Origin of the sequence: Neisseria sp. 83E34 (assembly GCF_001308015.1) — a bacterium.
Classification (GTDB): domain Bacteria; phylum Pseudomonadota; class Gammaproteobacteria; order Burkholderiales; family Neisseriaceae; genus Neisseria.
In genome coordinates, this window is sequence record NZ_LGYH01000002.1 from 197,656 (window position 1) to 222,755 (window position 25,100).

Genomic DNA, 25,100 nt, shown 5'->3' on the forward strand with positions numbered 1-25,100 from the left:
GTTTTGTGGGGTTTGACATGGTGCAGCCATACCATGCGGATTTTACTGAAAACAGCGCACGGCATCATTAAAAATAAATCGCGCGGCAGGAAATCGGCTTTTCAGACAGGCATCCGGGTTCATTACATTTCCATCGGATCAATATCCACCGACCATCTCACCGCCGAATCACGATAGCTTTGCAACACTTGCAGCCACATCGCGGCGGCTCGGTGCAGGTTTTTGCGTGATGCCGATTCGATAAACACCTGTGCCCGTTCGCGCTCGGCCAGCCGCACCATCATCATCGGTACCGGGCCGAGCAATGCCGTGTTTTCCGGCAGTAGCGGCTCGATAACTTCTTTGATTTCACTGAGAAAACGCAAAGCATCGTCCACTTTCAGCGCATCAGCACGGATGGCTGCTTGAAAACCGAAAGGCGGCATACCGAACATTTTCCGCTCGGCCAGCTCGGTTTCGGCAAACGCGCGGTAATTTTGCGCTTTCACGGCGGCGAACACGGCATGCTCGGGCAATTGGGTTTGGATTAACACGCGCCCCGCCGCATCGGCGCGCCCCGCACGGCCGGAAACCTGCATCAATTCGGCAAACAGCCGCTCCGGCGCGCGGAAATCCGCGCTGTAAAGCGAGCCGTCGGCATTGAGCACCACCACCAGATTCAGCCGCGCAAAATCGTGCCCCTTAGCCAGCATTTGCGTGCCGACCAAAATATCAATGCTGTCTGCGGCAATATGTTCATACAAAGCCGCCCAATCGTTTTTGTTGGACGTGCTGTCGCGGTCAACGCGGGCGACGCGCGCTTGGGGCAGAAATGTGCGCAACGTTTCTTCTACCCGCTGCGTGCCTTGGCCGACGGCGGTTAAATCCTGATTGCCGCAATCCGGGCATTTATAAGGTATGGCCTGTCTGAAATCGCAATGATGGCAACGCAGCTGGCGCGCGCGCTGGTGCAGCACCATCTTGGCCGAGCAGCGCGGGCAGCCGAAAATATGGCCGCAGTCGCCGCAAAACAGTGCCGGTGCAAAACCGCGGCGGTTGAGATAAACCAGCGACATGCCGCCTTGCCGGTAGTTTTCTTGCAGCAGCTTTAAAGCCTGCGGCGAAAAGCCGTTATCCAGCTTCACACGGCGCACATCCAAAATATCCACTTGCGGCAGGCGCGCGGCCGAGTGGGCGCGTTCGTTCAACTCAAGCAGCCGGTAAGCGCCCGTTTGCGCCTTGTGCCAGCTTTCCAAACTGGGCGTGGCGCTGCCCAAAATTACCGGACAAGCGCTCTGCCTGCCGCGCCAAACCGCCAAATCGCGGGCATGGTAGCGCAGCTCGTTATCTTGCTTAAACGAGGCATCATGTTCTTCGTCCACCACAATCAAGCCCAAATCCGGCAGCGGGGTAAACACCGCCAACCGTGTGCCGATAATCAGTTTGGCCTGCCCCGTAAGCGCGCGCAGATAGTCCTGCGTGCGTTTGCCCGCAGCGGTTTGGCTGTGCAGCACGGCGGTGGGAACTTGCGCAAATCGCGTTTGCACGCGCTTTAGCAACTGGGGCGTCAGATTAATCTCGGGCAGCAAAAACAAAACCTGCCTGCCCGAAGCCAACACCTTGGCCATCACATCAAAATACACTTCCGTTTTGCCGCTGCCCGTGATGCCGTAGAGCAGAAACGTTTGAAAACCGCCGATGCCTGTCTGAACCGCATCCGAAGCCGCCTGCTGCGCTTCGTTTAACACATATTCCGCCGGCGGAATCACCGGATCGGCGGCGCGGCTCTGCTCAATCCAGCCCGCTTCGCTCCATTCGGCCACCAACTTGGCCGCCTGCGGATGAACCGTTTTCAGACAGGCCATATCGTTTGCACCTTCACGCAAAGCCAGCCACAGCGCACGCTTCTTATGAAAACGCTCCGGCGGCGGCTCATTTGCTCGGCCTTGCTCATTGAGTGTATAAAAAACAGGCGGTTGCGGCGGCTTCACCGCTTTCGTTTCCCTCAAACCCTGCGGCAGCGCCGTAAACACCGCCTGCCCGAGCGGATAAAGATAATAACGCGCCACAAAATCCAGCAAAGCGCGCCAACTTTCCGGCAAAAGCGGCTCTTTATCGAAAACTTCCTGCACCGGCAGAATTTTCGACACCTCGATATCCGGCGCCACCGAATGCGCCCAAACCACCCCCACCACCGGCTTGCCGCGAAACGGCACCACTACCCGCTTGCCGGGTTTGATGGCAGCAGGGTGGGCATAAGTGAGCAGGCCGAGGGGAACGTTGAGGGCGATATGGTGATAGATCATGGCGGGTATTATAAAACGGATTGAGATAAGGGAATGCCTGTCTGAAAGCCTTAGTTTCGCAGAAACTCGCACAGCTTGTTTTCAGACAGGTGTTTTTAAGTAAGGCCGATATCGGAACAGGTGAGTTTGTTGCAGGTTTATATGTTATTTAACTTAACAAAGTTATAGTTTTGTTTGAAATATAGTTGAATAAAATTATATTGATAAACAAAGATGTTGTGTGTTTTATGAAATTTACTTTAAAATAGGTTAAATTTAAATAAAAAAGTTAAGCCAGTTGATGCTTTAGAGATAAATGCTTATGAAAAAATTAGAAGTGGTTCTATTGAGCCCGTCGGTTGTAAGTGGATTTATTTTGGCATTATTAAATTCCATAAAGCCTTTTTCTTATGAGGAAAGAACCAGTCTGACCTGCTTGATAACATTAGGTATTATATTTTTATTAAGAAAAAAACTGATACATATCTATAAGGAAAATACACGTACTTATTCTCTCTGGACGTTTGAATTTTACTCAGAAAAAACTACAAAAAAAATATTTGTATATAGTTATTTTGTAGTTTTATTCATTTTTATATCTGATTGGGTAGCTATTCCCAAGTTTTGTATATCTAATTTGGGAGAATATTTTATATATTATACAATTTTGCAGTTTTTAAGATTGCTTTTCTTATCATATCTTGTTATGCATTTTATCACCGTAGATATCAAAAATCTCAAAGTTAGATCAAATGAAAATGGATGCTCGTGATTTATATGATGAAGGGGAGATAAATATTTTATGAAAAAAATAGAAACGGTTTTATTGGTGTCTTCCGTTATAAATGGATTGGTTTTGTCTGGATTAAATTTTATAAAGCTTTTTCGTATGCGGAAAGAATCGGCCTGACCTGCTTGATAACGGCAGGTACTGTATTTTTATTAAGAAAAAAACTGATACATATCTATAAAGAAAACACCCGCACTTATTCTCTTTGGACTTCTGAATTTTATTCAGGTAAATCGGTAAAGAAAATATTTGCACACAGTTATTTCTTTTTGTTGTTTGTTTTTGCATCAGATTGGGTCTTCATTCCAAAGTTCCATATATCTAATTTTCTGGAATATTTTATATATTATACAATTTTACAATTTTGTCGGTTGTTTTGCCTATCGTATATTTTTTTGCATTCATATCACCTTAAACATCAAAAGTCTTAAAGTTAGATAAAAATAAAAATGGATGTTCGTGATTTATGTGATGGAGTGAAAGCTAATATTTTATGAAAAAAATAGAAACGGTTTTATTTGTGTCTTCCGTTATAAATGGATTGGTTTTGGCTATATTAGGTTCCATAAAGCCTTTTTCGTATGCGGAAATAATCGGCCTGACCTGCTTGATAACGGTAGGTACTGTATTTTTATTAAGAAAAAAACTGATACATATCTATAAAGAAAACACCCGCACTTATTCTCTTTGGACTTCTGAATTTTATTCAGGTAAATCGGTAAAGAAAATATTTGCACACAGTTATTTCTTTTTGTTGTTTGTTTTTGCATCAGATTGGGTCTTCATTCCAAAGTTCCATATATCTAATTTTCTGGAATATTTTATATATTATACAATTTTACAATTTTGTCGGTTGTTTTGCTTATCGTATATTTTTTTGCATTCATATCACCTTAAACATCAAAAGTCTTAACATTAGATCAAATGAAAATGGATGCTCGTGATTTATGTGTTTATGTGATGGAGTGAAAGCTAATATTTTATGAAGAAAATAGAAACGGTTTTATTTAAACCTTCGGTTGCAAATGGATTGGTTTTGGCTGGATTAAATTTCATAAAGCCTTTTTCGTATGCGGAAAGGACGGGGTTAACCTGTTTAATTACAGCAGTCATCATATTTATATTAAGAAAGGAAATAATACATACCTATAATGAAAACATTATTACCCAGCCTTTGTGGATTCTGGAGTCTTATTCAGGCAAATCAATAAAAAATATTGATAGGCATTTATTTTTTGTTGCTTTTTCTTTTTATCATTGAATGGATAATTATTCCTACAGTTGCAAATTTTTGATTTTTTAGAATACTTATATATTATACGGTTTTGCAGTTTTGTCGGTTGTTTGTGTCGTTGTATATTGTTTTACATTTTTACCACCTTAAGTGTTTAAAAAAGGGGCTGAAGTAGATTAGCCCTAAATACCACACCAAAGCCGCAAAGTTTTAACTACTGCTTTGGTGTCCCGAAGTTAAAACGAAATTCACATTCCTTCAAGAACAACGGGAACGATTTACGGTCGATACCGTTGTATTTGCGCAGTACCTGTTTTGCCTGATTCCAAAAATTTTCGATACCGTTGATGTGGTTATGACGGTCGGCAAACAGTTTGCTGTGGTTGATGCGGTGATGGGTAAAACCACTCACATCCAACACATCATAACTGCTCAGACAGTCCGTATAAACCATACTATCCGGCATAATTTTCTTTGTAATAGCAGGCAATAAGATTTCCCGTTTGGCGTTTTCCGCCACTACGGTATACACCTTACCACCGCGTTTGAGGATACCGAAAACCGCTACTTTCCCTGCGGCACCCCCTAACACGTTTTCCTTTACGCTTACCGCCGAAATAGCTCTCATCCAATTCTATAGCGCCCTCAAAAACCTGATCTGCTTCCAAAGCCAAATGATGGCTGATAACGAGACGGATTTTGTGGTAAAAGAGAATGGTCGTATTGGGCTGAATACCCAAGATATCGGTAGCAGAACGTGCGGTTACTTCCAATACAAAATATTCAAGCAGTTTTCTTTGGACACTCTTCTTTGTTACAGTGTGTTATCTTCATTTTGGCAGCCTATCATGACTGCTAATCTACTTCAGCTCCTTTTTTAATTAGATGATTGATAGGTAGTAAGTGCATTAGATGGAGTCTGTTCATTAAGTTGATTGATTTTAAATTAAATAACTAATGTAATTGAAAACCTTGAAATATTTGAATGGAATTTTTCAAAGTGTTATTCTTAAATCTTATAACTGAATTGATTAATTTTGGCAGAAAAAACAAATTTAAGTTGTATTGCATTTAAATTAGTCGAATTAAAGTTATATAAACTTTGTAATAAAAAACAGAGGCCTATTATGTTGGTTTTCATGGGAGTGTTCTTATTGATTTTATCCATTTTGTGGATGGGTGAACTCTATTCTAGAAGAAAAGAACGTGAATACGGTTATCCTAAAAATATTGAGACAGATCAGGATGTTGAATTCCTAATTTTGCAGAATGAAGAAATACTGGCTATGCGTTGTTACATGAGGATACATCGTGTTTCATTAAAAATAGCTAGAGATAAAGTTAGTGAAATTAAGAAACAGTTAGTCAACTAAACGGTATTGTTATTTTGTAAGGAGTTTTGTAATGAGTTTTGGTAGTGATTTTAATAAATATTATAATCAAAATATGAAGGATATGGGATTGCCACCAGTTACATCATTTTATGGGGGAGGAATTACATTAGGAGCGGGTTTAAAAAGTCTTGCTGATTTAACAAACAAATATGGTACCCGTGCGGTTTGAGTTTAAGGATAAAACCATTACTTTAGAGGAGTTTCGTCAGAACGGTTTAACCTTTACCGGTGCGGACAACGACGATACTTTAGATACTTGGGGTCATAAAAGTATTGTGTATGGTGGAAAAGGTAATGATGTTATTACTTCTTCGTCAGCCAATGATGTGTTAGACGGAGGAGAAGGAAACGATGTATTAAATAGTGGAAGCGGCGATGATACCTTAATCGGCGGAACCGGCAATGATAAGTTGGAAGGCGGTTATGGCAATGATACTTATATCTTTTCCAAAGGACATGGTCAGGATATTGTTAAGAATTACGCCAACCATTCGAAAGAGGACGACATTATCCGTTTCACTGATGTGGCATCGAATGAGGTGTCTTTCAGGAAGTCCGGTAACGATTTGATTTTGTCGGGTTATAGTGCATCCGATTCCATAGAGGTACAGGGCTTTTTTATTGAGGGGGGAGACATCAATCGGTTTGAGTTTAAGGATAAAACGGTAGTAAAGCCAAATTTACTGCAGTATGTTAATGCGGATAGTATCATTAATACCGTAGCTGCTTTTAAAAAGTTCGGTATTTCTGAAGTAATTTAGGCCACAACAAAGTCTACCTGAAATCTTTTAGGTAGACTTTGTTTTATGTTCGTGAAACTATGCCTGTCTGAAAATTCCTTCTAAAAAGCGTACAATACGCGTTTTCGAACTTCGTTTGAATCTGCATGTCTGTCAAAATCCAAACCCGTGAATTTAACCTTGAAGCTTGTGAAGCATTGATTGCCGCCGGAGCGGATCCGTTGCTGGCGCGTTTGTGCGCGGCGCGCTCGGTGGAGCGGCCGGAGGAGTTGCAAGACAAGCTGGCGGGATTGCTGCCGTTTGAGGGCTTGAAAAATTGTCAGGCGGCGGCAGTACGTTTGGCGGATGCGGTGCAAAAGCGGGAGCGGATTCTGATTGTGGCCGACTATGATGCCGACGGTGCAACGGCTTGCGCAGTGGGGATGAGAGGTTTGGGCGCGATGGGGGCGCGGGTGGATTTTCTGGTGCCCAACCGTTTTGAACACGGCTATGGTTTAACGCCCGAGTTGGCGGAGTTGGCGGCGGGGCAGGGCGCGGATTTGCTGCTGACGGTGGATAATGGTATTGCCAGCACGGCGGGCGTGGCGCACGCGCAGGCGCTGGGTTTGGATGTGTTGGTTACGGACCATCATTTGCCCGGCGATGCCCTGCCGGATTGTTTGATTGTGAACCCGAACCAGCCGGGCTGCACGTTTGCCAGCAAAAATTTGGCGGGCGTGGGCGTGATTTTTTATGTGTTGACGGCTTTGCGCTCAGAGCTGCGCAGCCGAAATTATTTTTCAGACAGGCATCCAGAACCTAATTTGGGCATGCTGCTGGATTTGGTGGCGTTGGGCACGGTGGCTGATGTGGTAACGCTGGATCACAATAACCGCATTTTGGTGTCGCAGGGCTTGAAGCGGATGAGGGCGGGCAAGATGTGCCACGGTATCCGAGCTTTGTTTGAAGCGGCCAAGCGTGATTGGCGCAAGGCGCAGCCTTTCGATATGGGTTTTGCACTGGGGCCGCGCATCAATGCAGCGGGGCGTTTGGACGATATGTCGCTCGGCATTGCCTGCCTGCTCGCTGATAGTGCTGAAACGGCGCAACAGCTTGCCGCGCAACTGAATGATTTGAATATCGAGCGGCGCGAAATCGAGCAATCCATGCTGCAAGATGCGCTCGATACGTTTCCTGAAACATTACCGGCCGGCCAAACCACGGTTACGGCCTATCGCGAAGATTTTCATCAAGGCGTGGTCGGCATTGTTGCCAGCCGCTTGAAAGACCGTTTTTACCGCCCCGCCATTGTGTTTGCGCCGGCGGATAACGGCGAAGTGCGCGGCTCCGGCCGCTCCATTCCCAAGCTGCATTTGCGCGATGCGCTGGATTTGGTGTCGAAACGCTATCCCGACCTGATTTTGAAATTCGGCGGCCATGCGATGGCGGCGGGTTTGAGCATTGCGGCGGAAAATGTGGGTAGGTTTCAAGCCGCTTTTGAATGCATTGTGAGTGAGCTGCTCTGTGAAGACGATTTGTCACAAACCTATATCACCGACGGCAGCCTGCCTGCTTCGGAAATCACACTGGCGCAGGCGCAGAACCTGGCAGGGCAAGTGTGGGGGCAGGGTTTCGCACCGCCGAGTTTTACCGATGAATTTTCCGTAATCCGCCAGCAGGCAATGGGCGTGAACCATAAAAAAGTGTGGCTGCAAAAAGAAGGGTGCCAGTTTGAAGCCATGTTTTGGCGTTGTACGGAAGAAATTCCCGAACGTATCCGCACGGTTTACCGCCCCGTGGCCAACGAATGGCGCAATAATCTGGAATTGCAGCTTTATATCGATTATTGGGAAGCGGCTTGATGTGAAAAGGATGATGCCTGTCTGAAAAAGCTTTCAGACAGGCATTGTTTTGTTTTGTAAGATGGTATTCACGTCTTAATTTAAAACGGCAGGCCGGGCATCTGCCGTTTATAATGCCTGTCTGAAAAATTAATGGAAAGGAAAAAGCATGTCTTTGCAAATCTATCTTGTGCGCCACGGCAAAACCGTGTTCAACACCATAGGCCGCCTGCAAGGCTGGAGCGATTCTCCCCTCACGCCCGAAGGACGCGATGTTGCCGCCCGATTGGGGCGTGGTTTGGCAGGGCACAAAATCCGTTTTGACGCCGCATTTTCCAGCACCGCTCCCCGAGCCGCCGAAACTGCGCGCATTATTCTGACCCATCAAGGGCAGGCCGATTTGCCCTTGGTGCAACTGCCTGATTTGCGTGAATATTGCTTTGGTGGGTTTGAAGGCGAATTCAGCCATAAGCTGCATGAAATGATTGCTGCATCTTTAGGCTTGGCCGATGTGCAGGTGTGGAAACAGGCTTACCAAAATGCCGACCACCATCTGCTGGCCGAAACAGTAGCTGCTTTGGATGAGCTGGGTTTGGCCGAAAACGAAACGCAGTTTGTCACACGCTTGAAAAACGGTATGGCGGAAGTGGCCGAACGTAGCAACGGCGCGCAAAAGGTGTTGGTGGTGGCGCATGGCATGGCGATTACTTCTATCCTGAAAAATATTGATTTCAACAGCATCATTTATCGGAGTGTAGATAATGCTTCGGTATCGCGGCTTAGGTTTGAACATGGGAAGTGGCAGATCGACAGCGTGGGGGAAACTGAATTTTTGGCAGATTGAAAAGGCAGCGCAGGAAGGTTTGCCAAAAACCTACATAAAATTTGTTTAGTTGTGTAACGATTTGAAAATAACTTGATGTTACTTTCAATTGGAATAATAATTCTGTCCGTTACCTGTGATACAAGCGGTCTGATAAATAGATTTCTGGTATCTGAATTTATCGGGTAAAAATTAAAAAATTTAATAAATAAGGACTTAAAACACATGAAAGCGGTTAAAAAATTATTCGTACTCACTTCAACTATGGCTGCATTGTCAGCATCCGGTATGGCTTATGCAGAGAGCGTAAGTTCTGAATTCCATGTGACCATCCGTATTATGCCTGTTTGCCAGGTAGAAACCAGCACAGGGAATGCACCTACTCAAGAGCTAACAACGCCTTCAGCCGGAGCAGATATTGATTTCGGTGAGCATCTTTCCAACAGTACAGCCGATGTAAAACGCTTAAGCAAGGCAGGCGCAGGTGGCGGTATTCAAGTCAAATGTACCAAAGGCACGCCTTACCAAATTGCTTTAACACCTGATAGCACCAGCAGCACCACAGGAGCGGGCACAATGAGCGGTTTGGTAGGTTCAGCTGCCGCTACCGCCAACGATAAAATTGCTTATACGCTCTATAAAGATGACGGTTATAGCCAAGCTTGGGGTAATCAAAAAAATGTAAATACACTTACAGGCAGTGGCGAGGGTATTGCTTCACCTATTCACCACCTTGTTTACGGCAAAGTAGCCGGAGCCGAGCTGGACAAAACAGCCGGCCGCTATATTGACCGTGTGGCTGTCGAAGTTTCTTATTAATTCAATTTTCTCCATCACATCAAAGCTGATATAGATATGGCAAGCCTGAAATATCAAAAGGCATGCTTGTTGGCCGGTTTGGCGCTGGGTGCAGTATCCGGCGCTTTTGCCGCCGGCTTGCAAGTCAGCCCTACCGGTTTATCCCTGCCCGTGAAACAACGGGCAGGCGTTTTCACGTTAACCAACACGGGCGGCAAACCGCTTACCGCTCAGGTGCGGGTGTACCGTTGGCGCCAAGACGATAAAGGCAAAGATGTACTCACGCCCAGCGGCGATGTGGTCGCCAGCCCGCCTATGGTGAAACTGGCTGCCGGCGGCTCACAACAATTCCGCGTTATCCGTACCAAACCCGCGGGGCAACATGAAGAGGCGTTCCGCCTGGTGGTGGACGAACTGCCTGCGCCCGAAGAAAAGCCGGCAGCCAGCCTGCAATTTGTGTTGCGTTATTCTATTCCTCTGTTTTTAAATCAAACGGATTCCCCTGAAGCCAACCTTCAATGGCGTGTTGAACGCGCACCCGACGGCAAAGCCGTGCTCACCGTTAAAAATATCGGCAAGGCTTATGCCCAATTGAGCAATTTGTCTGTCAAAACCGGTAGTAAGGAGCAGACTTTGATTAACGGGTTGGCAGGATATGTGCTGCCGGGAAACACTTGGAAAAACACGCTGGATGCCGCACCTGCTTCATTCAAAAACGGCGGGTTGTCGGCTACGGTAAACGGTCGGCAGATAAAGCCGGAGGTTCAAGGTGCAGTTCATTAATGCTGCATTCCCGTTAAAACAGATTGTTTCCGGTATTTTATTGTCTTTTTGCGCGTTTCAAGTATGTGCCGAACCGCTTGCTCCGGAAGCAGCCGTGTATGCGGGCGAATGGCTGCCGGTGTATCCGCAAGTGTCGGTAAACGGCAGCACTTCAGACGGCCTGTTTCAATTTATGTCGCACCACGGGCGTTTGTTCGTGCAAACGGATACGCTTGTTTCTTTGGGTATCCGTGTGCCGCATTCGTATGTGCGGCAAGCCAAGCAGGCCGAAGCAAAGGCTGCCGATACCGATGGTACGGCTGCGCCCGAACACGACACGAGTTCCGCAATAGTGCCGACGGAATCCGAAAGCAATCCCGCCGCTTCGGACAGGCCGTCTGAACAAGGCCTGTCTGAAAACCTACCCGAGATTGACGGGCAACCATCCACGGACAACCAAGAAAACCAAACGCAACACACCGCTGCGGCAGGCTGGCTTGAGCTGGAAACCATTCCCGGTTTGGAAGTGCAATACGATGCTGCCAACCAAACTTTGGCACTGACCGCACCTTTGGATTGGCTCAACCTGCCCGTTACCCGAATCGGCAAAGAAACCGAGCATGCCTACCATATTGCCCGTGCCGGTTTTGCGGGCGTGTTGAATTACGATTACAACATGGCGCGCAACGGCAACGGCGGGATCAGCCACGGCCTCTTGGCCGAATCGCGCCTGACCACGCCTGCCGGCTACCTGAGCCATAACCATCTTTGGAACCGGCACAAAGAAAACAGACGCAACGTCGATAAAAACGTGCGTTTGGATACTTACTGGCGCAGCACTTGGCCGGAGCGGGGCTTGGTGTTGACGGCGGGCGATATTTTGGCCGGGCAGTTGGGCGGCAGCAGCTCGCGTTTGGGCGGCATTAAGCTCGAGCATACCTACCGCACGCAGCCGTGGCGCAACACCGCCCCTTTGCGCTCTTATCTGGGCGAAACCACCTTGCCCGGCACGGTGGATTTATATTTGAACGGCGTGAAGCAATACAGCCAAGACGTGGGTGCCGGCAAATACGAAATCACCCTGCCGCCTTCCATCAGCGGCAGCGGCACGGCGCAAGTGGTGGCCACAGACGTATTGGGCCGGCAGGTTGTGGTGGATATGCCTCTATACCGCGGTACGGGTATGTTGGCCAAAGGCTTGAACGAATGGTCGCTGGAAGCCGGCTATTTGCGGCGAGGCTACGGCCTGCACAATTTCGATTACGGCAAAAAACCGGTGGGCAGCGGTGCGCTGCGCTACGGCATCACCCATTTTTTAACCGGCCAGATTCACGCGCAGGGCGGCGGCGGATACCGCCAGTTTGGCGCGGCAGCCAACACCGTGATCGGATCGCTCGGGCAGTTGAACTTCAGCCATGCCCAAAGCCGCTTCAAACAGCATAAGGGCGCGCAAAGCAGCGTATTTTTCAGCACGCAGAAAGGCGCGTGGTCGTTCGGCGCAGGCTGGAGCCATTACGGCAACAGCTTTTCAGAATTGGGCATCATCGTCGATCAAGATGAGTTTAAACCCGAACCCGGCCATATCCGCACGGCTTCCGCCTCGCTCGGTTGGAGCAGCCGAAAGTTGGGCGCATTCGCACTTTCTTTCCTCCACAACAGGCGCAGCGCGGAGCGGCAAACCGATAAAATCGGCACATTCAACTGGAATTTTAATGTAGGCAAACGCATCGGCGTGTATCTGAACACATCGCATAATTTCAGCAACAGCCGACAACGCAGTATCTACGGCGGCGTGTCGCTGAGTTTGGATAAAGGCTATTCGGCCAATGCGAGCAGCCAAAGAGACGGCGGCAGCAACCAAACCCACCGCCTCTCTTTAAGCAAATCTTCCGCAGGATTGGGCAGCCCTTCTTGGAACGTCGGCTGGCAGCAGCAAAGCAACAGCCACGCCAAGCGGCAAGGCCATCTGAACGGCTATCTGAACTACGATACCCAATACGGCGATTTCAGAGGCAGCGTATATAACACCCGCGGCGTTACCAACTGGAACGCGGGGGTGCGCGGCGGCGTGGTGCTGATGCGCGGCGATGTGTTTGCCACCCGCACCGTTAACGACAGCTTTGCCGTAGTGAGTGCGGGCGGCATGAGCGGCGTGCCGGTTAAGCTGTTTAACAATACCGTCGGCAAAACCAACCGCAAAGGCCTGCTGCTCGTACCCAATTTATCCGCCTACCAGCAAAACATGCTGGATATCGACATTACCGATTTGCCGCAGAATGTTCAGGTAGAACAGGCCGCGGTTCGGGCAGTTCCGGGCGAACGCTCCGGCGTGGCCGTGGATTTCAAACTCAACATCATGCGCGCCGCTTCCCTAACCCTGAAACATTCAGACGGCTCCGTCGTGCAAGAAGGCGCAACGGTTTACCGGGAAGACGGCACACCCGTTGCCGTAGTCGGCTTTGACGGGCGCGCATTTATCGAACATTTGGCAGAAGGACGCAACCGCTTCACGGTGCGGCTGCCGGAAAACGGCGGCGAATGCAGGTTTGATATAGACTATCGGGCGGAACAATATAAAGGCAGCCTGCCTGATTTAGGTGAAACGATATGTACGAACTCGACAAAATAGCGAAAAAGCCACAGCGGGTACGCAAATCCTCCCGCTTATTTGCCGCCGCATTGTCCGCAACACTGCTGGGGCTGCTGCCCGCACAAGAAGCTTGGGCAAAGTGTACGGCAACGATGGAGCCGGTGAACTTCGGCAATGTCGATTGGCTTGACGGCCGGTCGTGGACAACACAGGCGCAAGTAACGGTTACATGCGAGAAAACAGCCGTCCAATGGAGCCCTCAAAAATTTAATGTTTGTCTGACGGCAGATGGTGGTCGGGTAACACCGCGTGCCTTAGATCCCCGCCGTATGTGCCGCAACGGTTCCTGCGCTTCAGGGATTTTGACCTATAATCTCTATGGAGATCCGAACCATACAACTATTTTGGCAGCCACCAACCAGCGTGTCGGAAAATCTATCAATAAAGTTATCGAGGTTCCTTCCATCTTCCGTCCCCAATCCATAACGTTTCCCGTTTATGCCAAGCTGAATCCGGCTCAAACCGGCATTGCACCCGGGCGCTATACGACCAGCTTTGCCGGCAACTCTACAGCAATGACCTTCTACGAAACGTCCGAAGATACACCCAAAGCTTGCCCTGAAAGCAGTTTCGGAAATTTAAGGTTCCCATTTGACGTATCGGCCACAGTTATTCAAAACTGCCGTGTCGATACGCCGCAAGATATTCATATCGGCACAGTCGGCCCGACGGCAGCCAATTTGCAGGGGCAGACTTCCATCAACGTTACCTGCACCTCGAACACATCTTACAACATCGGCCTGATGCCTTCAAACGGCCATTCCGGCGGAGCAGGAGAAATGAGAGCCGTTCAAACAGGCAATCCCGACCGCATACCATATCAGCTGCGCTCAGCCGCCGGCATGAACGGGGCTGTGTGGGGCGATACGGCGACAAGCCGGGACATAGGCAACGGAGTGAGCGGCAGAGGCAACGGCTCGGCACAAACGTATAATGTTTACGCCACGGTTGATTCTGCCGACTACCGCGCAGGCGAATACCGAGATAAAGTCATCATCAATGTTCATTATTGAGATGGTTGGATATTTATACTGCCTAAACCGATATAGATCATCATGATAGAAATGCCTGTCTGAAAAGGTTTCAGACAGGCATCTTTAATGTTGGTTTGAGGCAAGCAGCGTAAGCGTACGAACGGTGTTTCAGATATTTATCCCACTTCAAAACAAACGCCGTCGGCAACGCTTCAGCTAAACAACACCGAAGCGTTGCCGATGCCGCCGATGTATACCGACATGAAATCGCCTGTGCTCACGTTTTCCAGCGGTACCAGCGCGCCGGAGAGGATGATTTCGCCGGCTTTGAGCGGGATGCCGAAGCTGCCGAGGGTGTTGGCGAGCCAGGCAACGCAGTTGACGGGGCTGCCGAGGGCGGCGGCACCGGCGCCGGTGCTGATGATTTTGCCGTTTTTCTCGACCACCATGCCGCAGGTGCGTAAATCGACTTGGTGCGGGCTGACGGCGGTGTCGCCGAGAATCAGGAGGCCGCAGGAGGCATTGTCGGCGACGGTGTCTTGGATTTTGATTTGCCAGTTTTCGATACGGGAATCGACGATTTCAAAACACGGCATCACGCATTCGGTGGCGGCGATGACGTCGGCGGCGGTCACGCCGGGGCCGTTGAGGTCTTTTTTCAGCACGAAGGCAATCTCGCCTTCGGCACGCGGCTGCATCAGTATTTGGCTGATGGGCATGTCTTGCCCTTGGCTGAAGACCATTTTGTCGGTGAGGAAGCCGAAATCGGGCTGGTCGACTTTGAGCATGGATTGGACGGCGTGCGAGGTGAGGCCGATTTTTTTGCCGATGACTTTTTCTCCGGCGTCTAAGCGGTGTTGCAGGAAGGCTTGGGAGATGTGGTAGGCGTCTTCGATGGTGATGTCGGGCGCTTGTTCGGTGAGCGGACGGATGGCTTGGCGGCCGGTCATGGCTTGGTAGAGCATGGTGCCGAAGCGTTTGATGTCGTCTTGGGTCATGGTATTTCTCCGTGAGGCCGTCTGAAATTTCAGACGGCCTTTTGTTATGGGTTGTCGGGTTGTTGGGAGGCGGGCAGGGATGCCCGCCCTACGGGTTTCAGACAGGCATTGTTGGTTGCTTTGTCTGATTGCCACTGCGCTTGGGTTGTTGGTTGGCGGGCAGGGATGCCCGCCCTACGGGTTTTCAGACAGGCATTTCAACCCGCCTGCTTGCCGTCATACTCGGGCTTGATCCGAGTATCTTGCGTTTCGATAACGTTGTGAGATGCTCGGGTCAAGCCCGAGCATGACGGACGTACTGTTTTTGGCGGCTGGCAGAGATGCCCGCCCTACGGGGTTTAGCACAGCCCGCTTTCAGACGGCCTGCCTTACATCTTGATGCAGATGTTTTTCAGCTCGGTGTAAAACTCGAGGCCGTGTACGCCGCCTTCGCGACCGATGCCGGATTGTTTGGCGCCGCCGAATGCGGTGCGCAAATCGCGCAGGAACCAGCTGTTTACCCACACGATGCCGGCTTCCATCTGCTCGGCCACGCGTACGGCGCGGCTGCTGTTTTCCGTCCAGATGGCGGCAGCGAGGCCGTAGTCGGTGTCGTTGGCCAATGCGACGGCTTCTTCTTCAGTGTCGAAGGGGCGGATGTGGCAGCAGGGGCCGAAGATTTCTTCGCGGATAACGCGGGCGTCGTCGGGCAGACCTGTCCAGATGGTCGGCTCGACCCATGCGCCGTCTTTGAGGGCTTCGCCCATGTCGGGCACGCCGCCGCCGATTTCTACGGTGGCGCCTTCTTCCACGGCCAGCTTGTAGTACGACAGCACTTTGTTGCGGTGCTCTTGGCTCACCAGCGGGCCGAAGTTGGCTTCGGGGTCTTCGGGGCGGCCGGGTTTGAGTTTGGTGGCTTCTTCTTTCATGCGGCGCACGAAGTCGTTGAACAGCGGGCGTTCTACATACACGCGCTCGGTGCCGAGGCAGACTTGGCCGCAGTTGACGAAGGCGGAGCGCATGGTGCCTTCGACGGCTTTTTCCAAATCGCAGTCGGCAAACACGATGGCGGGGTTTTTGCCGCCGCATTCCATTGAGATGTTGCGCAGGCCGACGGCGGCGGCTTTCATGATGATTTCGCCGGTGCGGGTTTCGCCGGTGAAGGTGATGGCGTCGATGCCTTTGTGTTCGGTGAGGAACGCGCCGGCGGAATTGGGGCCGAAGCCGTGCACGACGTTGAACACGCCGGGCGGCACGCCGCATTCGTTCATCACTTCGCCCAGCAGCGTGGTGGTGGCGGGGGTTTCTTCAGACGGCTTCACAACCACGGTGTTGCCGCAGGCCAGAGCGGGGCCAACTTTCCATGTCATTAACAGCAGCGGCAGGTTCCACGGCGAAATCACGGCGACCACGCCTTTGGGGGTGCGGTGGCCGATGTTGATGGCGCCGGTGCCGTCGGGCGTGTCGAGGCGGAAGGCTTCGGTGGGGTGGTTGGCCAGAGTTTCGGAGAAGGCTTTGAAGTTGGCGGCGCCGCGCGGGATATCGATGTGCGCGGCCATTTTGCGCGGTTTGCCGGTGTCGCGGCATTCGGCTTCGAGAAACTCGTCGAAACGCTCGTTGATGCGGTCGGCCACTTTGTTCAAAAGCTGGATGCGCTGGGCTTGGGTGAGCTTGCCCCACGGGCCTTTGAGGGCGGCGCGGGCGGCGGCTACGGCGGCATCGACTTCTTCTTTGCCGGCTTCGTGCACCATGCCGATCAGGCTGTTGTCGACCGGATTGCGGTTTTCAAAGGTTTTGCCGCTGGCGGAGCCGACATATTCGCCGTTGATAAAATGTTTGAATTCTTTCATGTTGCTGCCTCTATTTCGGGATAGGGTTTGTGCAAGTTTTTCAGACGGCCTTGATGCCTGTCTGAAAAGAACGGTTAGACCGCGCTCGATACTTAATCAATAACCGCCGTCATACTCGGGCTTAACCCGAGTATCTTGGCTTTCCGTAAACTCGGGGAGATACCCGGGCAACGCCCGAGTATGGCGGTTATTCATTTTCAGACGGCCTTTGGTTTCAGACAGGCCGTCTGAACATGCCGCTTAAGTCAATACGGTTAAGAAACGCTCGTTGAGTACGCGGTCGTGGTAGAAAATGGCTTTGCCCAGCTTGTCCACATCCCAAGTAACGGGCGGGTGGTCGGGATAATAGTAATCGCCGCCCGCAAACACTTCGTTGCGGTTGCCGGAGGGGTCGAAGAAATAAATCGTCTGCCCGTGGGTTAAGCCGTGGCGGGTCGGGCCGATGTCGATGGAGGTATCGGTCATGGAGATTAAATCGCCTGCCAACAGCACGTCGTTCCATGTTTCCAAGTAAAACGAAGCATGGTGGAATTTGCCTTTTTCGGGGTGGCGGATAAAAGCCACGTCGTGCGCTTTCATCGAGCAGGTTAAAAACTGTGCGGCCCGCGCGCCCTCGGGCGTAACCACCTGCTCGGCCAAACCGAAACCCAGCACTTGGGTGAAGAGATCAAACGTGCGGTCGAGATCGTCGCCGTAAAGCAGGCAGTGGTCGAAACGGGTGGCTTTCATGCCTTTCAAATCGCGCGGCCACGCTTCGGGGTTGTGGTTGCTCACACCGTATTTGCCCGGTTGGTCTTTGGTGGCAAACAGCTCGAACACATGGCCTGTGGGCGCGGTAAAACGCACGCGGCGGCCGCAGCCTTTCAGTTCGCCGGCGGGGATGTCGTGTACGTCCAAACCGCCGAAATCAACCAGCTCTTGGCGCAGTTGGTCTAAGGTGGCTTCGTCAACCACTTTGAAGGCCATGAAATCCATGCCGGCATGGTCGGTTTCGCGCAGCACAACGGAGAAGCTGTCCACTTCCGTCCAGCCTTTGAAATAGCGGCGGCCTTGTTCGTCGCTGCCCGTGGGAATCAGACCCAGCAAATCGCCGTAGTGTTTGACGGCTTCCTCCATGTCCAATACGCGGATTTGTACGTGTCCGGGACGCATTACACCTTTTCTCATGATGTTTCTCCTGTATTCGTTATTCGGTTTGTGGTTGTCGTCTTGAATGAATTAAATAAACGGGTTGTAGGGCGGCGGGGGCGGCTCGCTCACGATTTCCATATCGCTTTCGGGAAAAACCCGGCACGCCAGCACCACGCCTTCGGCCAAATCCTGCTCGTTGATGTGGGTTTTGCTCATCGCTTTTTTGCGGTAGCAGCCCGACAAAATCCGTATCCGGCACACACCGCATCCGCCGCCGCGGCAGCCCACCGAAATGGCGTGCCGCCCCATCTGTTCGGAAGCGGCCAGCAAGGTTTGGCCTTCGTGTACGGTGATGCTGCGCGTGCAGACAGCCGAACCGCCCGGGTCTTTTATGCATACGGTGTAGCCCATGTTTCCTCCTTCGCGGTCTTCAGACGGCCTCTTGTTTTTCAGACAGGCCGTCTGAAACATTACCGCCCTTTGGCTTTGGCCGATTCGCCGCCGATGCCGAAATGCTGCTTGGGCATCTCGTTGATCAGCACGCGCACCGATTCTTTCGGCGCACCCACGGCGCGAACCATCGCTTCGGTTACTTCGCGGATCACGGCTTCTTTCTGCTCGTCGGTACGGCCTTCCATCATGTGGACTTGAATAATCGGCATGGTTGTTTCCTTTCTTTAGGTTTTTGTTTCTATTGAAACAACGATAATGATTCGGCTTCAAAACAGTTCACCCGTCATACTCAGGCTTGACCCGAGTATCTTGCGTTGCGGTTACGTTTGGAGATACTCGGGTCAAGCCCGAGTATGACGGTGCTGTTATTAAGCAATGGTTGTCGCAACAAAGTTATTCAAAACGGCCGCTGATGCTGCCCAAATCTTGGAAATGCACGCAGAACGAGTCGCCTTTTTCCACCTGCACGGCGGCGGTAATCGCACCGATCATCACAAACGAACCGGCCGGCAGATATTCGCCGCGTTCGGCCAGCATATTGGCCAGCATGGCAACCGATGCGGCCGGATGCCCCAGCACCGCCGCGCCCGCGCCCGTTTGCACCACTTTGCCGTTGATTTCCATCACCACGCCCAGCGTTTTCAAATCCAATCCGCTTGCAGGCTTGGCGCAACCGCCGGTAATGAAGCGGCTGGAAGAAGAGTTGTCGGCAATCACCGATTTCAAATCGAATTTGAAATCTTTATAGCGCGAGTCAATCACTTCGATGGCGGGCATCACGAAATCGGTGGCGGCCAATACGTCGCCGATGTGGCAGCCCGGGCCGCGCAGGTCGGCTTTGGTCACAAACGCCAGCTCGGCTTCGATTTTCGGGTGGATCAGCTCGTCGTGCTTCACCGCCGCGCCTTCGGGCACGCTGAAATAGTCGGCCAGAAAGCCGTAGCAGGGATGCTCTACGCCCATCTGGCTCATCTTCGCCCATGAAGTCAGCCCCATTTTCATGCCGACGATTTTGTTGCCGCGCGCTTCTTTGCGGCGGCGGATTTCCCATTGGATGTCGAAGGCGTCTTCATAATCCATGTCGGGGAAATCGTCGGTGATTTTGGTCACTTCATAAGCCTGCAATTCGGCGTTTTCCAAATGTTCGGCCAGTTGTTCGATTTGTTGTCTGCTTAATGTGCTCATGCTGTTTTGCCTTTCTGCTTGGCCATAGTGAGTGCCAAATCTTCAATCATGTCTTCCTGCCCGCCGACGGTGCCGCGCTTGCCCAGCTCCACCAGAATTTCGCGGGCGGACACGCCGTATTTGGCTTCGGCGCGTTTGGCAAACAGCAGGAACGACGAATACACGCCCGCATAGCCCAGCGTGAGCGCGTTGCGGTCGACGCGGATGGGTTGGTCCATAATCGGCACCACGCGGTCTTCGGCCACGTCCATCAGTTTGAACAGGTCGGTACCGTGCTCGACGCCCATGCGCTCCAACACCGCCGCAAACACTTCCAGCGGCGTATTGCCCGCGCCCGCGCCCAAGCCTGCTACCGAGCCGTCGATGCGGTTGGCGCCGGCGTTGATGGCGGCCAACGAGTTGGCGATGCCCATGCCGAGGTTGTGGTGGCCGTGGAAACCCAGCTCGGTTTCGGGCTTCAGCGCTTGGCGCAGCGCACCGATTTTTTCTTCCACTTCTTCGGGCAGCATGTAGCCCGCCGAATCGGTGCAGTAAATGCAGTTTGCGCCGTAGCCTTCCATCAGCTTGGCCTGCTCGATCAGTTTGGCGGCGGGCACCATGTGCGCCATCATCAGAAAGCCGACGGTATCCAAGCCCAGCTCGGCGGATTTGGTGATGTGTTGTTGGGAAACGTCGGCTTCGGTGCAGTGGGTCGCCACGCGGATGCACGACACGCCCAAGTCTTTGGCCATCAGCAGATGGTCAACAGTGCCGATGCCGGGCAGCAGCAAGGCCGACACTTTGGCCTGCTTCATTTTGGGAATCACGGCGCCGAGGTATTCTTCGTCGCTGTGGGCGGGAAAGCCGTAGTTGAGCGAAGCGCCGCCCAAGCCGTCGCCGTGGGTTACTTCGATCAGCGGCATACCGGCTTCGTCGAGGCCGGTGGCGATGTTTACCATTTCGTCTAAAGAAATCTGATGGCGTTTGGCGTGCATGCCGTCGCGCAGGCTCATATCATGCAGGGTAACTTTTTTACCTTTTAAATCCATGTCGCTCTCCTTAGCGTGCAGGCAGGGTTAAAACGCCGTTGGCCGCTTCTTCGGCAAACATTTCGGCAGTGCGCAAACCGGCGGCGGTCATGATGTCGAGGTTGCCGGCAAAAGGCGGCAGGAAGTCGCCCAAGCCTTTCACTTCGATGAAAATCGACACTTTGTTGCCGTCGAACACGGGGCCGTTGACCAGCGTGTAGCCCGGCACATAGCGTTGCACGTCGGCCACCATGCGGTGTACCGATTCGGTAATCGCAGCTTGGTCGGGTTCGCTTTCGGTGAGGCAGTGGATGGTGTCGCGCATCATCAAAGGCGGTTCGGCCGGGTTGATGATGATGATGGCCTTGCCTTTTTTGGCGCCGCCCACGCTTTCCATGGCCTGCGCGGTGGTGCGGGTAAACTCGTCGATGTTGGCGCGGGTGCCGGGGCCGACCGATTTGGACGACACGGTGGCGATGATTTCGCCGTAGCTAACCGGCTGAACGCGGGAAATGGCCGCCACCATCGGCACGGTGGCTTGGCCGCCGCAGGTAACCATGTTTACGTTCATTTCCAGCTTTTCGGCGTGTGCTTTCAGATTCACGGGCGGAATGCAGAAAGGGCCGATGGCGGCGGGCGTGAGGTCGATCATAATCACGCCCTGCTCGTTGAGCTTGCGGCTGTTTTCGGCATGCACATAAGCGGACGTGGCGTCGAAGGCGATGCGGATGTCGTCTTCCTTCACATACGGCAACAGGCCGTCCACGCCGGTATCGCTGGTTTTGATGCCCATGTCGCGGGCGCGCTTCAAGCCTTCGGATTGCGGGTCGATGCCGACCATCCACACCGGCTCTATCCACTCGGAACGCTTCATTTTCATCAGCAAGTCGGTGCCGATGTTGCCCGGCCCGATAATGGCCGCTTTAAGTTTTTTACTCACGGCTTTCTCCTCGTTATTGGGTTTTGGTTTTTTCAGACGGCCTGTCTGAACATCTGAATCATGGTTTAGATTTTCTTAAACAAGGCCGAACGGGTTTGTGTTTCGCTGCCGTCGGCGGCCGTGAGGAAGCGCTCCATGTGGATGTCGCGCTCAAACAGGCGGCTTTGCATCAGCGTGGTAATGGCGGCTTCGATCATCGGCGGCGGGCCGCAGAGATAGGCTTTGTGGCCGCTGCAACGGTTGTTGAAGTAATCGGCCACGGCTTCGTGCACGAAACCGTTGAAGCCTTCCCAGTTTTCTTCCGGCAGGGCGGCGTTGAGCGCCGGGATGTAGTGGAAGTTTTCATGCTCTTCGGCCAGCTTTTCAAACAGCTCGCGGTGGTAGAGTTCGGCCACATTGCGCGCGCCTTGAAACAGGTAAATCCGGCGGCTGTCGCCTTCTTCCAGCAAATCCAAAATCATGGATTCGGGGCTGGACAAGCCCGAACCGCCGGCAATGAAAATCGCGTCTTGACCGTCGGACTTGCGCACGAAGAATTGGCCGTAAGGGCCGGAAAGCGGCAGCTCGTCGCCTTCTTTCAGGCTTTCGTGCAGCCAAGTGGTGGCCGCGCCGCCTTCGACTTTGCGCACATGCAGCTCAACCGTGTCGGCCATAGACGGCGGGTTGGCAATCGAAAAAGCGCGTGTGCCTTCCACGCCCGGCACTTGCAGGTTGATGTATTGGCCTGCCTGAAATTTCATGGGCCGGTCGAGTTTCAGGGTGATGCCGAGAATGGTGGGTGAAAGCGGCTTCAGCGCGGTGACGGTGGCGGTGTAGTCTTCCACCGTGTAGCCCAAGAAGTCGGGATCGACGTCGATATCGGCTTCGATGGTCATATCCGATTCGGGCATGCAGCAGCAGGCCAGCACTTTGCCTTCGTCGCGTTCGACATCCATCAGGGCGAAAGGCGAAGCGTTGCCGAGGTCGCCGTAGCCTTCGGTCACCTGCACTTTGCAGGTGCCGCAGGTGCCGTGACCGCAGGCAAACGGCAGCCAAACGCCTTGCCGCAAGGCGGCGGCCAAAATGGTTTGGCCTTCTTCCACTTCGATGACGTCGCCGGTGGGTTCTACCGTTACTTGATAGCTCATGATGTCCCCCTTTCTACACGCCGGTGCCGTTCCAGCCGTTCAGCCCGGGCGTTTTGAAGCGCAGCAGGGATTTGTGGTCGAAACCGAGCTGCTCCAGCGTTTTATCGTCGTCCGGCGATAAGGCTTCGTTGTTCAGCTTCCATTGCACTTCGTCCCACTTGATGTGCTCGAAGTCGGGATGCTGCGAAAAGCCTTCGGTCAGCACATGTTCGCGGAAGTCTTTGAAGGTCATGGCAGGGGGGAGCGGGAACGCTTTGGCAGAGCAGAAGAGCAGATGCTCGTCCCATCCGACATACACTAAGATGTTGCCGCCGAAATTTTCGCGGCGGTCGCGGACGTCGCCGTGGTAGTTTTCATGGATGGCTTTAGTTGGCATGGTTTCTCCTTTTCTTTCTTTTATGGTCAACCAACTTCATTCAAATCACACCACCGTCATACTCGGGCTTAGCCTGCGTATCTTGAGCCCCGAAAAGTTTGGGAGAGACTCGGGGCAAGCCCGAGTATGGCGGGTACGGTGTTTTTTCAAGTTGGTTAACGATACCTTTTATTTGCTGTGTGTTTTGATGAAGAGGCCGTCTGAAAACGAGCTTTGCGAGTTTCGCTAAACTGCTTGTCAGGCCACGCCTTTCCATTCTTTCCAGCGTTTTTCGTCGGGCGAGTCTTTCATATCCAGATTGTCGGCGCCGACGTTGATGCGGTAATACTCGCTGAGGATTTTTTCCAGCTCGGGGCCGCCGCAGTTGCCTTGCAGAATCTGGTGTACCGGCAGCCAAGATTGGACGAATTTCTCAGGCTCTTCCATAAAGATGTCGTGGCAGCCGTCTGAACACATGTGGTAACGCTCGCCTTCAAACTCGGCACAGCGGTAGCTGATTTCTCCGGCATCGCCGTGCATTTCGGTGAAGCCCATCGGCACTTGGCACACTTGGCAAAGCTGCGGCAGGCCGCTGGAATAGAAGCGTTTGCCTTCTGCTTCCATTTTCTTCGCCAATTCCCAGCGCGGGCGGTAGTATTTGTCGAAGGTGTCGGGGTATTTTTCGCTCAACCAGTCCAGCTCTTCATCGGTGGGAATCCAAGTATGGAAGCCCGCCGCGTGGCCGAAGTTGTAGAAAATCCACCAAGCCTGATGCGAGATATGCTCTTTTTCTTTCTCGATCACATCGCTGTATTTGGGCATGCGGATGCCGTAACGCTCGAGGTCTTTAAACAGCGCGCCGCCGGCTTCTTCGAAATACACTTCCCATGCCTCTTTCCACGACATCACTTTATTCGGCAGCATGTAATCCATCATCATGGCCACGATAGAGAGCAGGCGGGTGCCGCGCCAGAACCATTTGTCGATCCATTTCTGCACAATCGGCAGGTTGTCTTCGTGTTGCTCGAGCAGGAATTTGATGATTTCGAGGCCGAGCGTCATGTGGCGGGCTTCATCGGATTGGGCGCTGAAGCCGAAGGTAACGGTGGCCATATCGCCGTTGTGCGCCGCGCCCGACATAAACGGTACGAACAAAAGATTGGTCAGCACATATTCAAACGAGAAGCTGATGGCAAGCAAAAATTCAAACGGCCCTGCCGAACGGGCGTCTTCAAAGAAGGATTTCGGCACGGAGAGATACCACACGCGGTCGTGCATATGGCTCCAGTCTTGGAAGCCGTCGAAATATTTGTTGTAGTGGCTCATGGCATGGATTTGGGTTTGCACATGGCGCAATTCGTCGATCGACTGCATTTGCGAAGCGATGCGCGCACCGATGCCGCTAAATTGGCGGCCCACATGGGCGTAGCCTTGGTAAGCCTGATATTCGAGCGGGGTAACGCCGGTCAGGAAAATCTTGATGGCGTTGACGTAGCGCGGGTCTGAGATGTTTAACTGGCCGTTGTTTTGGGCAAACGCATCAAAAATGGCATACAGTTTTTTCTCTTTTTCGGCCTGATATTTCCAATAAGCATCCATGGTGAGGCGGAAAGGGTCTTCCCATTTTGACCAGTCGGTGATTTTGATGCCTTCGAAGTCTTCATACGGAAACGCTTCTTTGCGGTCTTGGTAGGAAAAATCCCAATCCAGATCGCGCGTGAGCAAACGGTATTTGTCTTTTAAATTCAGTTTTGCCATTGTTTTTCTCCTCTTTGTCCTTAAGCGGTATGGTTAATGGCAAATAAACTTATTTCTGATACAAGGCC

23 protein-coding genes and 1 pseudogene are annotated in these 25,100 nt (G+C 51.9%); 11 read left to right on the plus strand and 13 right to left on the minus strand.

What is annotated here, in order from left to right; genetic code table 11:
- Window positions 1-122: 122 nt before the first annotated feature.
- On the minus strand, window positions 123-2,285 hold the full coding sequence (locus AKG09_RS03185; RefSeq protein ID WP_054618042.1) for a primosomal protein N': 2,163 nt from the start codon (window positions 2,283-2,285) through the stop codon (window positions 123-125).
- 1,751 nt (window positions 2,286-4,036) lie between these two features.
- On the opposite strand from AKG09_RS03185, the gene AKG09_RS11850 reads away from it, so the two are divergent.
- Window positions 4,037-4,315: a hypothetical protein gene (locus AKG09_RS11850; protein WP_156320785.1), complete on the plus strand. Its 279-nt coding sequence runs from the start codon at window positions 4,037-4,039 to the stop codon at window positions 4,313-4,315.
- A gap of 155 nt (window positions 4,316-4,470) precedes the next feature.
- Here the strand turns inward: AKG09_RS11850 and AKG09_RS03195 are convergent.
- A pseudogene (locus AKG09_RS03195) lies at window positions 4,471-5,122 on the minus strand (IS1595 family transposase).
- A gap of 293 nt (window positions 5,123-5,415) precedes the next feature.
- Between AKG09_RS03195 and AKG09_RS03200 the strand changes: the two are divergent.
- The 9 genes from AKG09_RS03200 to AKG09_RS03235 all read left to right on the plus strand — a co-directional run bounded on the left by AKG09_RS03200 (window position 5,416) and on the right by AKG09_RS03235 (window position 14,288).
- Entirely contained in the window at window positions 5,416-5,661 is a 246-nt protein-coding gene (locus tag AKG09_RS03200; RefSeq protein WP_054618044.1) for a hypothetical protein, read from the plus strand.
- Between the two features lie 31 nt (window positions 5,662-5,692).
- Complete coding sequence (locus AKG09_RS11855; protein WP_156320786.1) at window positions 5,693-5,851, plus strand: hypothetical protein; 159 nt, start codon at window positions 5,693-5,695, stop codon at window positions 5,849-5,851.
- Complete coding sequence (locus tag AKG09_RS03205) at window positions 5,832-6,443, plus strand: calcium-binding protein (protein ID WP_054618045.1); 612 nt, start codon at window positions 5,832-5,834, stop codon at window positions 6,441-6,443. The genes AKG09_RS11855 and AKG09_RS03205 overlap by 20 nt, the downstream gene beginning before the upstream one ends.
- Window positions 6,444-6,568: 125 nt before the next feature.
- Window positions 6,569-8,263, plus strand: a complete 1,695-nt coding sequence (gene recJ, locus AKG09_RS03210) for a single-stranded-DNA-specific exonuclease RecJ (RefSeq protein WP_054618046.1) — start codon at window positions 6,569-6,571, stop codon at window positions 8,261-8,263.
- 148 nt (window positions 8,264-8,411) lie between these two features.
- Window positions 8,412-9,086, plus strand: a complete 675-nt coding sequence (locus AKG09_RS03215; RefSeq protein ID WP_054618047.1) for a histidine phosphatase family protein — start codon at window positions 8,412-8,414, stop codon at window positions 9,084-9,086.
- Between the two features lie 204 nt (window positions 9,087-9,290).
- Window positions 9,291-9,884 (plus strand): spore coat protein U domain-containing protein, encoded by a 594-nt coding sequence (locus AKG09_RS03220; RefSeq protein WP_054618048.1) that lies wholly within the window; start codon window positions 9,291-9,293, stop codon window positions 9,882-9,884.
- Between the two features lie 36 nt (window positions 9,885-9,920).
- Entirely contained in the window at window positions 9,921-10,646 is a 726-nt protein-coding gene (locus AKG09_RS03225) for a molecular chaperone (protein ID WP_054618049.1), read from the plus strand.
- The gene (locus AKG09_RS03230) at window positions 10,633-13,254 is read left to right on the plus strand and encodes a fimbria/pilus outer membrane usher protein (protein WP_054618050.1); all 2,622 of its coding nucleotides are present in this window, start codon (window positions 10,633-10,635) and stop codon (window positions 13,252-13,254) included. The genes AKG09_RS03225 and AKG09_RS03230 overlap by 14 nt, the downstream gene beginning before the upstream one ends.
- Window positions 13,233-14,288 carry a spore coat U domain-containing protein gene (locus AKG09_RS03235; protein WP_054618051.1) on the plus strand — a complete coding sequence of 352 codons (1,056 nt, stop codon included), beginning with the start codon at window positions 13,233-13,235 and terminating at the stop codon, window positions 14,286-14,288. Before AKG09_RS03230 ends, AKG09_RS03235 begins: the two co-directional genes overlap by 22 nt.
- A gap of 173 nt (window positions 14,289-14,461) precedes the next feature.
- Here AKG09_RS03235 and dmpE read toward each other — a convergent pair whose 3' ends face one another.
- The gene (gene dmpE, locus AKG09_RS03240) at window positions 14,462-15,247 is read right to left on the minus strand and encodes a 2-oxopent-4-enoate hydratase (RefSeq protein ID WP_054618052.1); all 786 of its coding nucleotides are present in this window, start codon (window positions 15,245-15,247) and stop codon (window positions 14,462-14,464) included.
- A gap of 79 nt (window positions 15,248-15,326) precedes the next feature.
- Between dmpE and AKG09_RS11860 the strand changes: the two genes are divergently transcribed.
- Window positions 15,327-15,479, plus strand: coding sequence for a hypothetical protein (locus AKG09_RS11860; RefSeq protein ID WP_156320787.1), 153 nt, complete (start codon window positions 15,327-15,329; stop codon window positions 15,477-15,479).
- Window positions 15,480-15,615: 136 nt separating this feature from the next.
- On the opposite strand, the gene AKG09_RS03245 is transcribed toward AKG09_RS11860, so the two are convergent.
- The 10 genes from AKG09_RS03245 to AKG09_RS03295 all read right to left on the minus strand — a co-directional run bounded on the left by AKG09_RS03245 (window position 15,616) and on the right by AKG09_RS03295 (window position 25,032).
- The gene (locus AKG09_RS03245) at window positions 15,616-17,076 is read right to left on the minus strand and encodes a 2-hydroxymuconic semialdehyde dehydrogenase (protein ID WP_054618053.1); all 1,461 of its coding nucleotides are present in this window, start codon (window positions 17,074-17,076) and stop codon (window positions 15,616-15,618) included.
- Between the two features lie 240 nt (window positions 17,077-17,316).
- Window positions 17,317-18,243 (minus strand): catechol 2,3-dioxygenase, encoded by a 927-nt coding sequence (locus AKG09_RS03250; RefSeq protein ID WP_054618054.1) that lies wholly within the window; start codon window positions 18,241-18,243, stop codon window positions 17,317-17,319.
- A gap of 51 nt (window positions 18,244-18,294) precedes the next feature.
- A complete protein-coding gene (locus AKG09_RS03255; protein ID WP_054618055.1) occupies window positions 18,295-18,618 on the minus strand; it encodes a 2Fe-2S iron-sulfur cluster-binding protein in 324 nt (107 codons plus the stop codon).
- A gap of 59 nt (window positions 18,619-18,677) precedes the next feature.
- Window positions 18,678-18,869 carry a 4-oxalocrotonate tautomerase gene (locus AKG09_RS03260; protein ID WP_009115685.1) on the minus strand — a complete coding sequence of 64 codons (192 nt, stop codon included), beginning with the start codon at window positions 18,867-18,869 and terminating at the stop codon, window positions 18,678-18,680.
- Between the two features lie 184 nt (window positions 18,870-19,053).
- A complete protein-coding gene (gene dmpH / locus AKG09_RS03265; RefSeq protein ID WP_054618056.1) occupies window positions 19,054-19,845 on the minus strand; it encodes a 2-oxo-3-hexenedioate decarboxylase in 792 nt (263 codons plus the stop codon).
- Entirely contained in the window at window positions 19,842-20,873 is a 1,032-nt protein-coding gene (gene dmpG, locus AKG09_RS03270; RefSeq protein WP_054618057.1) for a 4-hydroxy-2-oxovalerate aldolase, read from the minus strand. The genes dmpH and dmpG overlap by 4 nt, the downstream gene beginning before the upstream one ends.
- Before the next feature lie 10 nt (window positions 20,874-20,883).
- Complete coding sequence (locus AKG09_RS03275; protein ID WP_054618058.1) at window positions 20,884-21,792, minus strand: acetaldehyde dehydrogenase (acetylating); 909 nt, start codon at window positions 21,790-21,792, stop codon at window positions 20,884-20,886.
- 65 nt (window positions 21,793-21,857) lie between these two features.
- The gene (locus AKG09_RS03280) at window positions 21,858-22,919 is read right to left on the minus strand and encodes an NADH:ubiquinone reductase (Na(+)-transporting) subunit F (RefSeq protein WP_009115689.1); all 1,062 of its coding nucleotides are present in this window, start codon (window positions 22,917-22,919) and stop codon (window positions 21,858-21,860) included.
- A gap of 13 nt (window positions 22,920-22,932) precedes the next feature.
- The gene (locus AKG09_RS03285) at window positions 22,933-23,295 is read right to left on the minus strand and encodes a phenol hydroxylase subunit P4 (protein WP_054618059.1); all 363 of its coding nucleotides are present in this window, start codon (window positions 23,293-23,295) and stop codon (window positions 22,933-22,935) included.
- A 237-nt stretch (window positions 23,296-23,532) separates the two neighbouring features.
- The gene (locus AKG09_RS03295; protein WP_054618061.1) at window positions 23,533-25,032 is read right to left on the minus strand and encodes an aromatic/alkene/methane monooxygenase hydroxylase/oxygenase subunit alpha; all 1,500 of its coding nucleotides are present in this window, start codon (window positions 25,030-25,032) and stop codon (window positions 23,533-23,535) included.
- Window positions 25,033-25,100: the final 68 nt, after the last annotated feature.

What these genes read in the sequence shown, in the direction of transcription:
- AKG09_RS03185 (WP_054618042.1), bottom strand. Translation starts at nt 2,285, where the DNA reads ATGATCTATCACCATATCGCCCTCAACGTTCCCCTCGGCCTGCTCACT.
- AKG09_RS11850 (WP_156320785.1), top strand. Translation starts at nt 4,037, where the DNA reads ATGAAGAAAATAGAAACGGTTTTATTTAAACCTTCGGTTGCAAATGGA.
- AKG09_RS03200 (WP_054618044.1), top strand. Translation starts at nt 5,416, where the DNA reads ATGTTGGTTTTCATGGGAGTGTTCTTATTGATTTTATCCATTTTGTGG.
- AKG09_RS11855 (WP_156320786.1), top strand. Translation starts at nt 5,693, where the DNA reads ATGAGTTTTGGTAGTGATTTTAATAAATATTATAATCAAAATATGAAG.
- AKG09_RS03205 (WP_054618045.1), top strand. Translation starts at nt 5,832, where the DNA reads ATGGTACCCGTGCGGTTTGAGTTTAAGGATAAAACCATTACTTTAGAG.
- recJ (WP_054618046.1), top strand. Translation starts at nt 6,569, where the DNA reads ATGTCTGTCAAAATCCAAACCCGTGAATTTAACCTTGAAGCTTGTGAA.
- AKG09_RS03215 (WP_054618047.1), top strand. Translation starts at nt 8,412, where the DNA reads ATGTCTTTGCAAATCTATCTTGTGCGCCACGGCAAAACCGTGTTCAAC.
- AKG09_RS03220 (WP_054618048.1), top strand. Translation starts at nt 9,291, where the DNA reads ATGAAAGCGGTTAAAAAATTATTCGTACTCACTTCAACTATGGCTGCA.
- AKG09_RS03225 (WP_054618049.1), top strand. Translation starts at nt 9,921, where the DNA reads ATGGCAAGCCTGAAATATCAAAAGGCATGCTTGTTGGCCGGTTTGGCG.
- AKG09_RS03235 (WP_054618051.1), top strand. Translation starts at nt 13,233, where the DNA reads ATGTACGAACTCGACAAAATAGCGAAAAAGCCACAGCGGGTACGCAAA.
- dmpE (WP_054618052.1), bottom strand. Translation starts at nt 15,247, where the DNA reads ATGACCCAAGACGACATCAAACGCTTCGGCACCATGCTCTACCAAGCC.
- AKG09_RS11860 (WP_156320787.1), top strand. Translation starts at nt 15,327, where the DNA reads ATGCCCGCCCTACGGGTTTCAGACAGGCATTGTTGGTTGCTTTGTCTG.
- AKG09_RS03245 (WP_054618053.1), bottom strand. Translation starts at nt 17,076, where the DNA reads ATGAAAGAATTCAAACATTTTATCAACGGCGAATATGTCGGCTCCGCC.
- AKG09_RS03250 (WP_054618054.1), bottom strand. Translation starts at nt 18,243, where the DNA reads ATGAGAAAAGGTGTAATGCGTCCCGGACACGTACAAATCCGCGTATTG.
- AKG09_RS03255 (WP_054618055.1), bottom strand. Translation starts at nt 18,618, where the DNA reads ATGGGCTACACCGTATGCATAAAAGACCCGGGCGGTTCGGCTGTCTGC.
- AKG09_RS03260 (WP_009115685.1), bottom strand. Translation starts at nt 18,869, where the DNA reads ATGCCGATTATTCAAGTCCACATGATGGAAGGCCGTACCGACGAGCAG.
- dmpH (WP_054618056.1), bottom strand. Translation starts at nt 19,845, where the DNA reads ATGAGCACATTAAGCAGACAACAAATCGAACAACTGGCCGAACATTTG.
- dmpG (WP_054618057.1), bottom strand. Translation starts at nt 20,873, where the DNA reads ATGGATTTAAAAGGTAAAAAAGTTACCCTGCATGATATGAGCCTGCGC.
- AKG09_RS03280 (WP_009115689.1), bottom strand. Translation starts at nt 22,919, where the DNA reads ATGAGCTATCAAGTAACGGTAGAACCCACCGGCGACGTCATCGAAGTG.
- AKG09_RS03285 (WP_054618059.1), bottom strand. Translation starts at nt 23,295, where the DNA reads ATGCCAACTAAAGCCATCCATGAAAACTACCACGGCGACGTCCGCGAC.
- AKG09_RS03295 (WP_054618061.1), bottom strand. Translation starts at nt 25,032, where the DNA reads ATGGCAAAACTGAATTTAAAAGACAAATACCGTTTGCTCACGCGCGAT.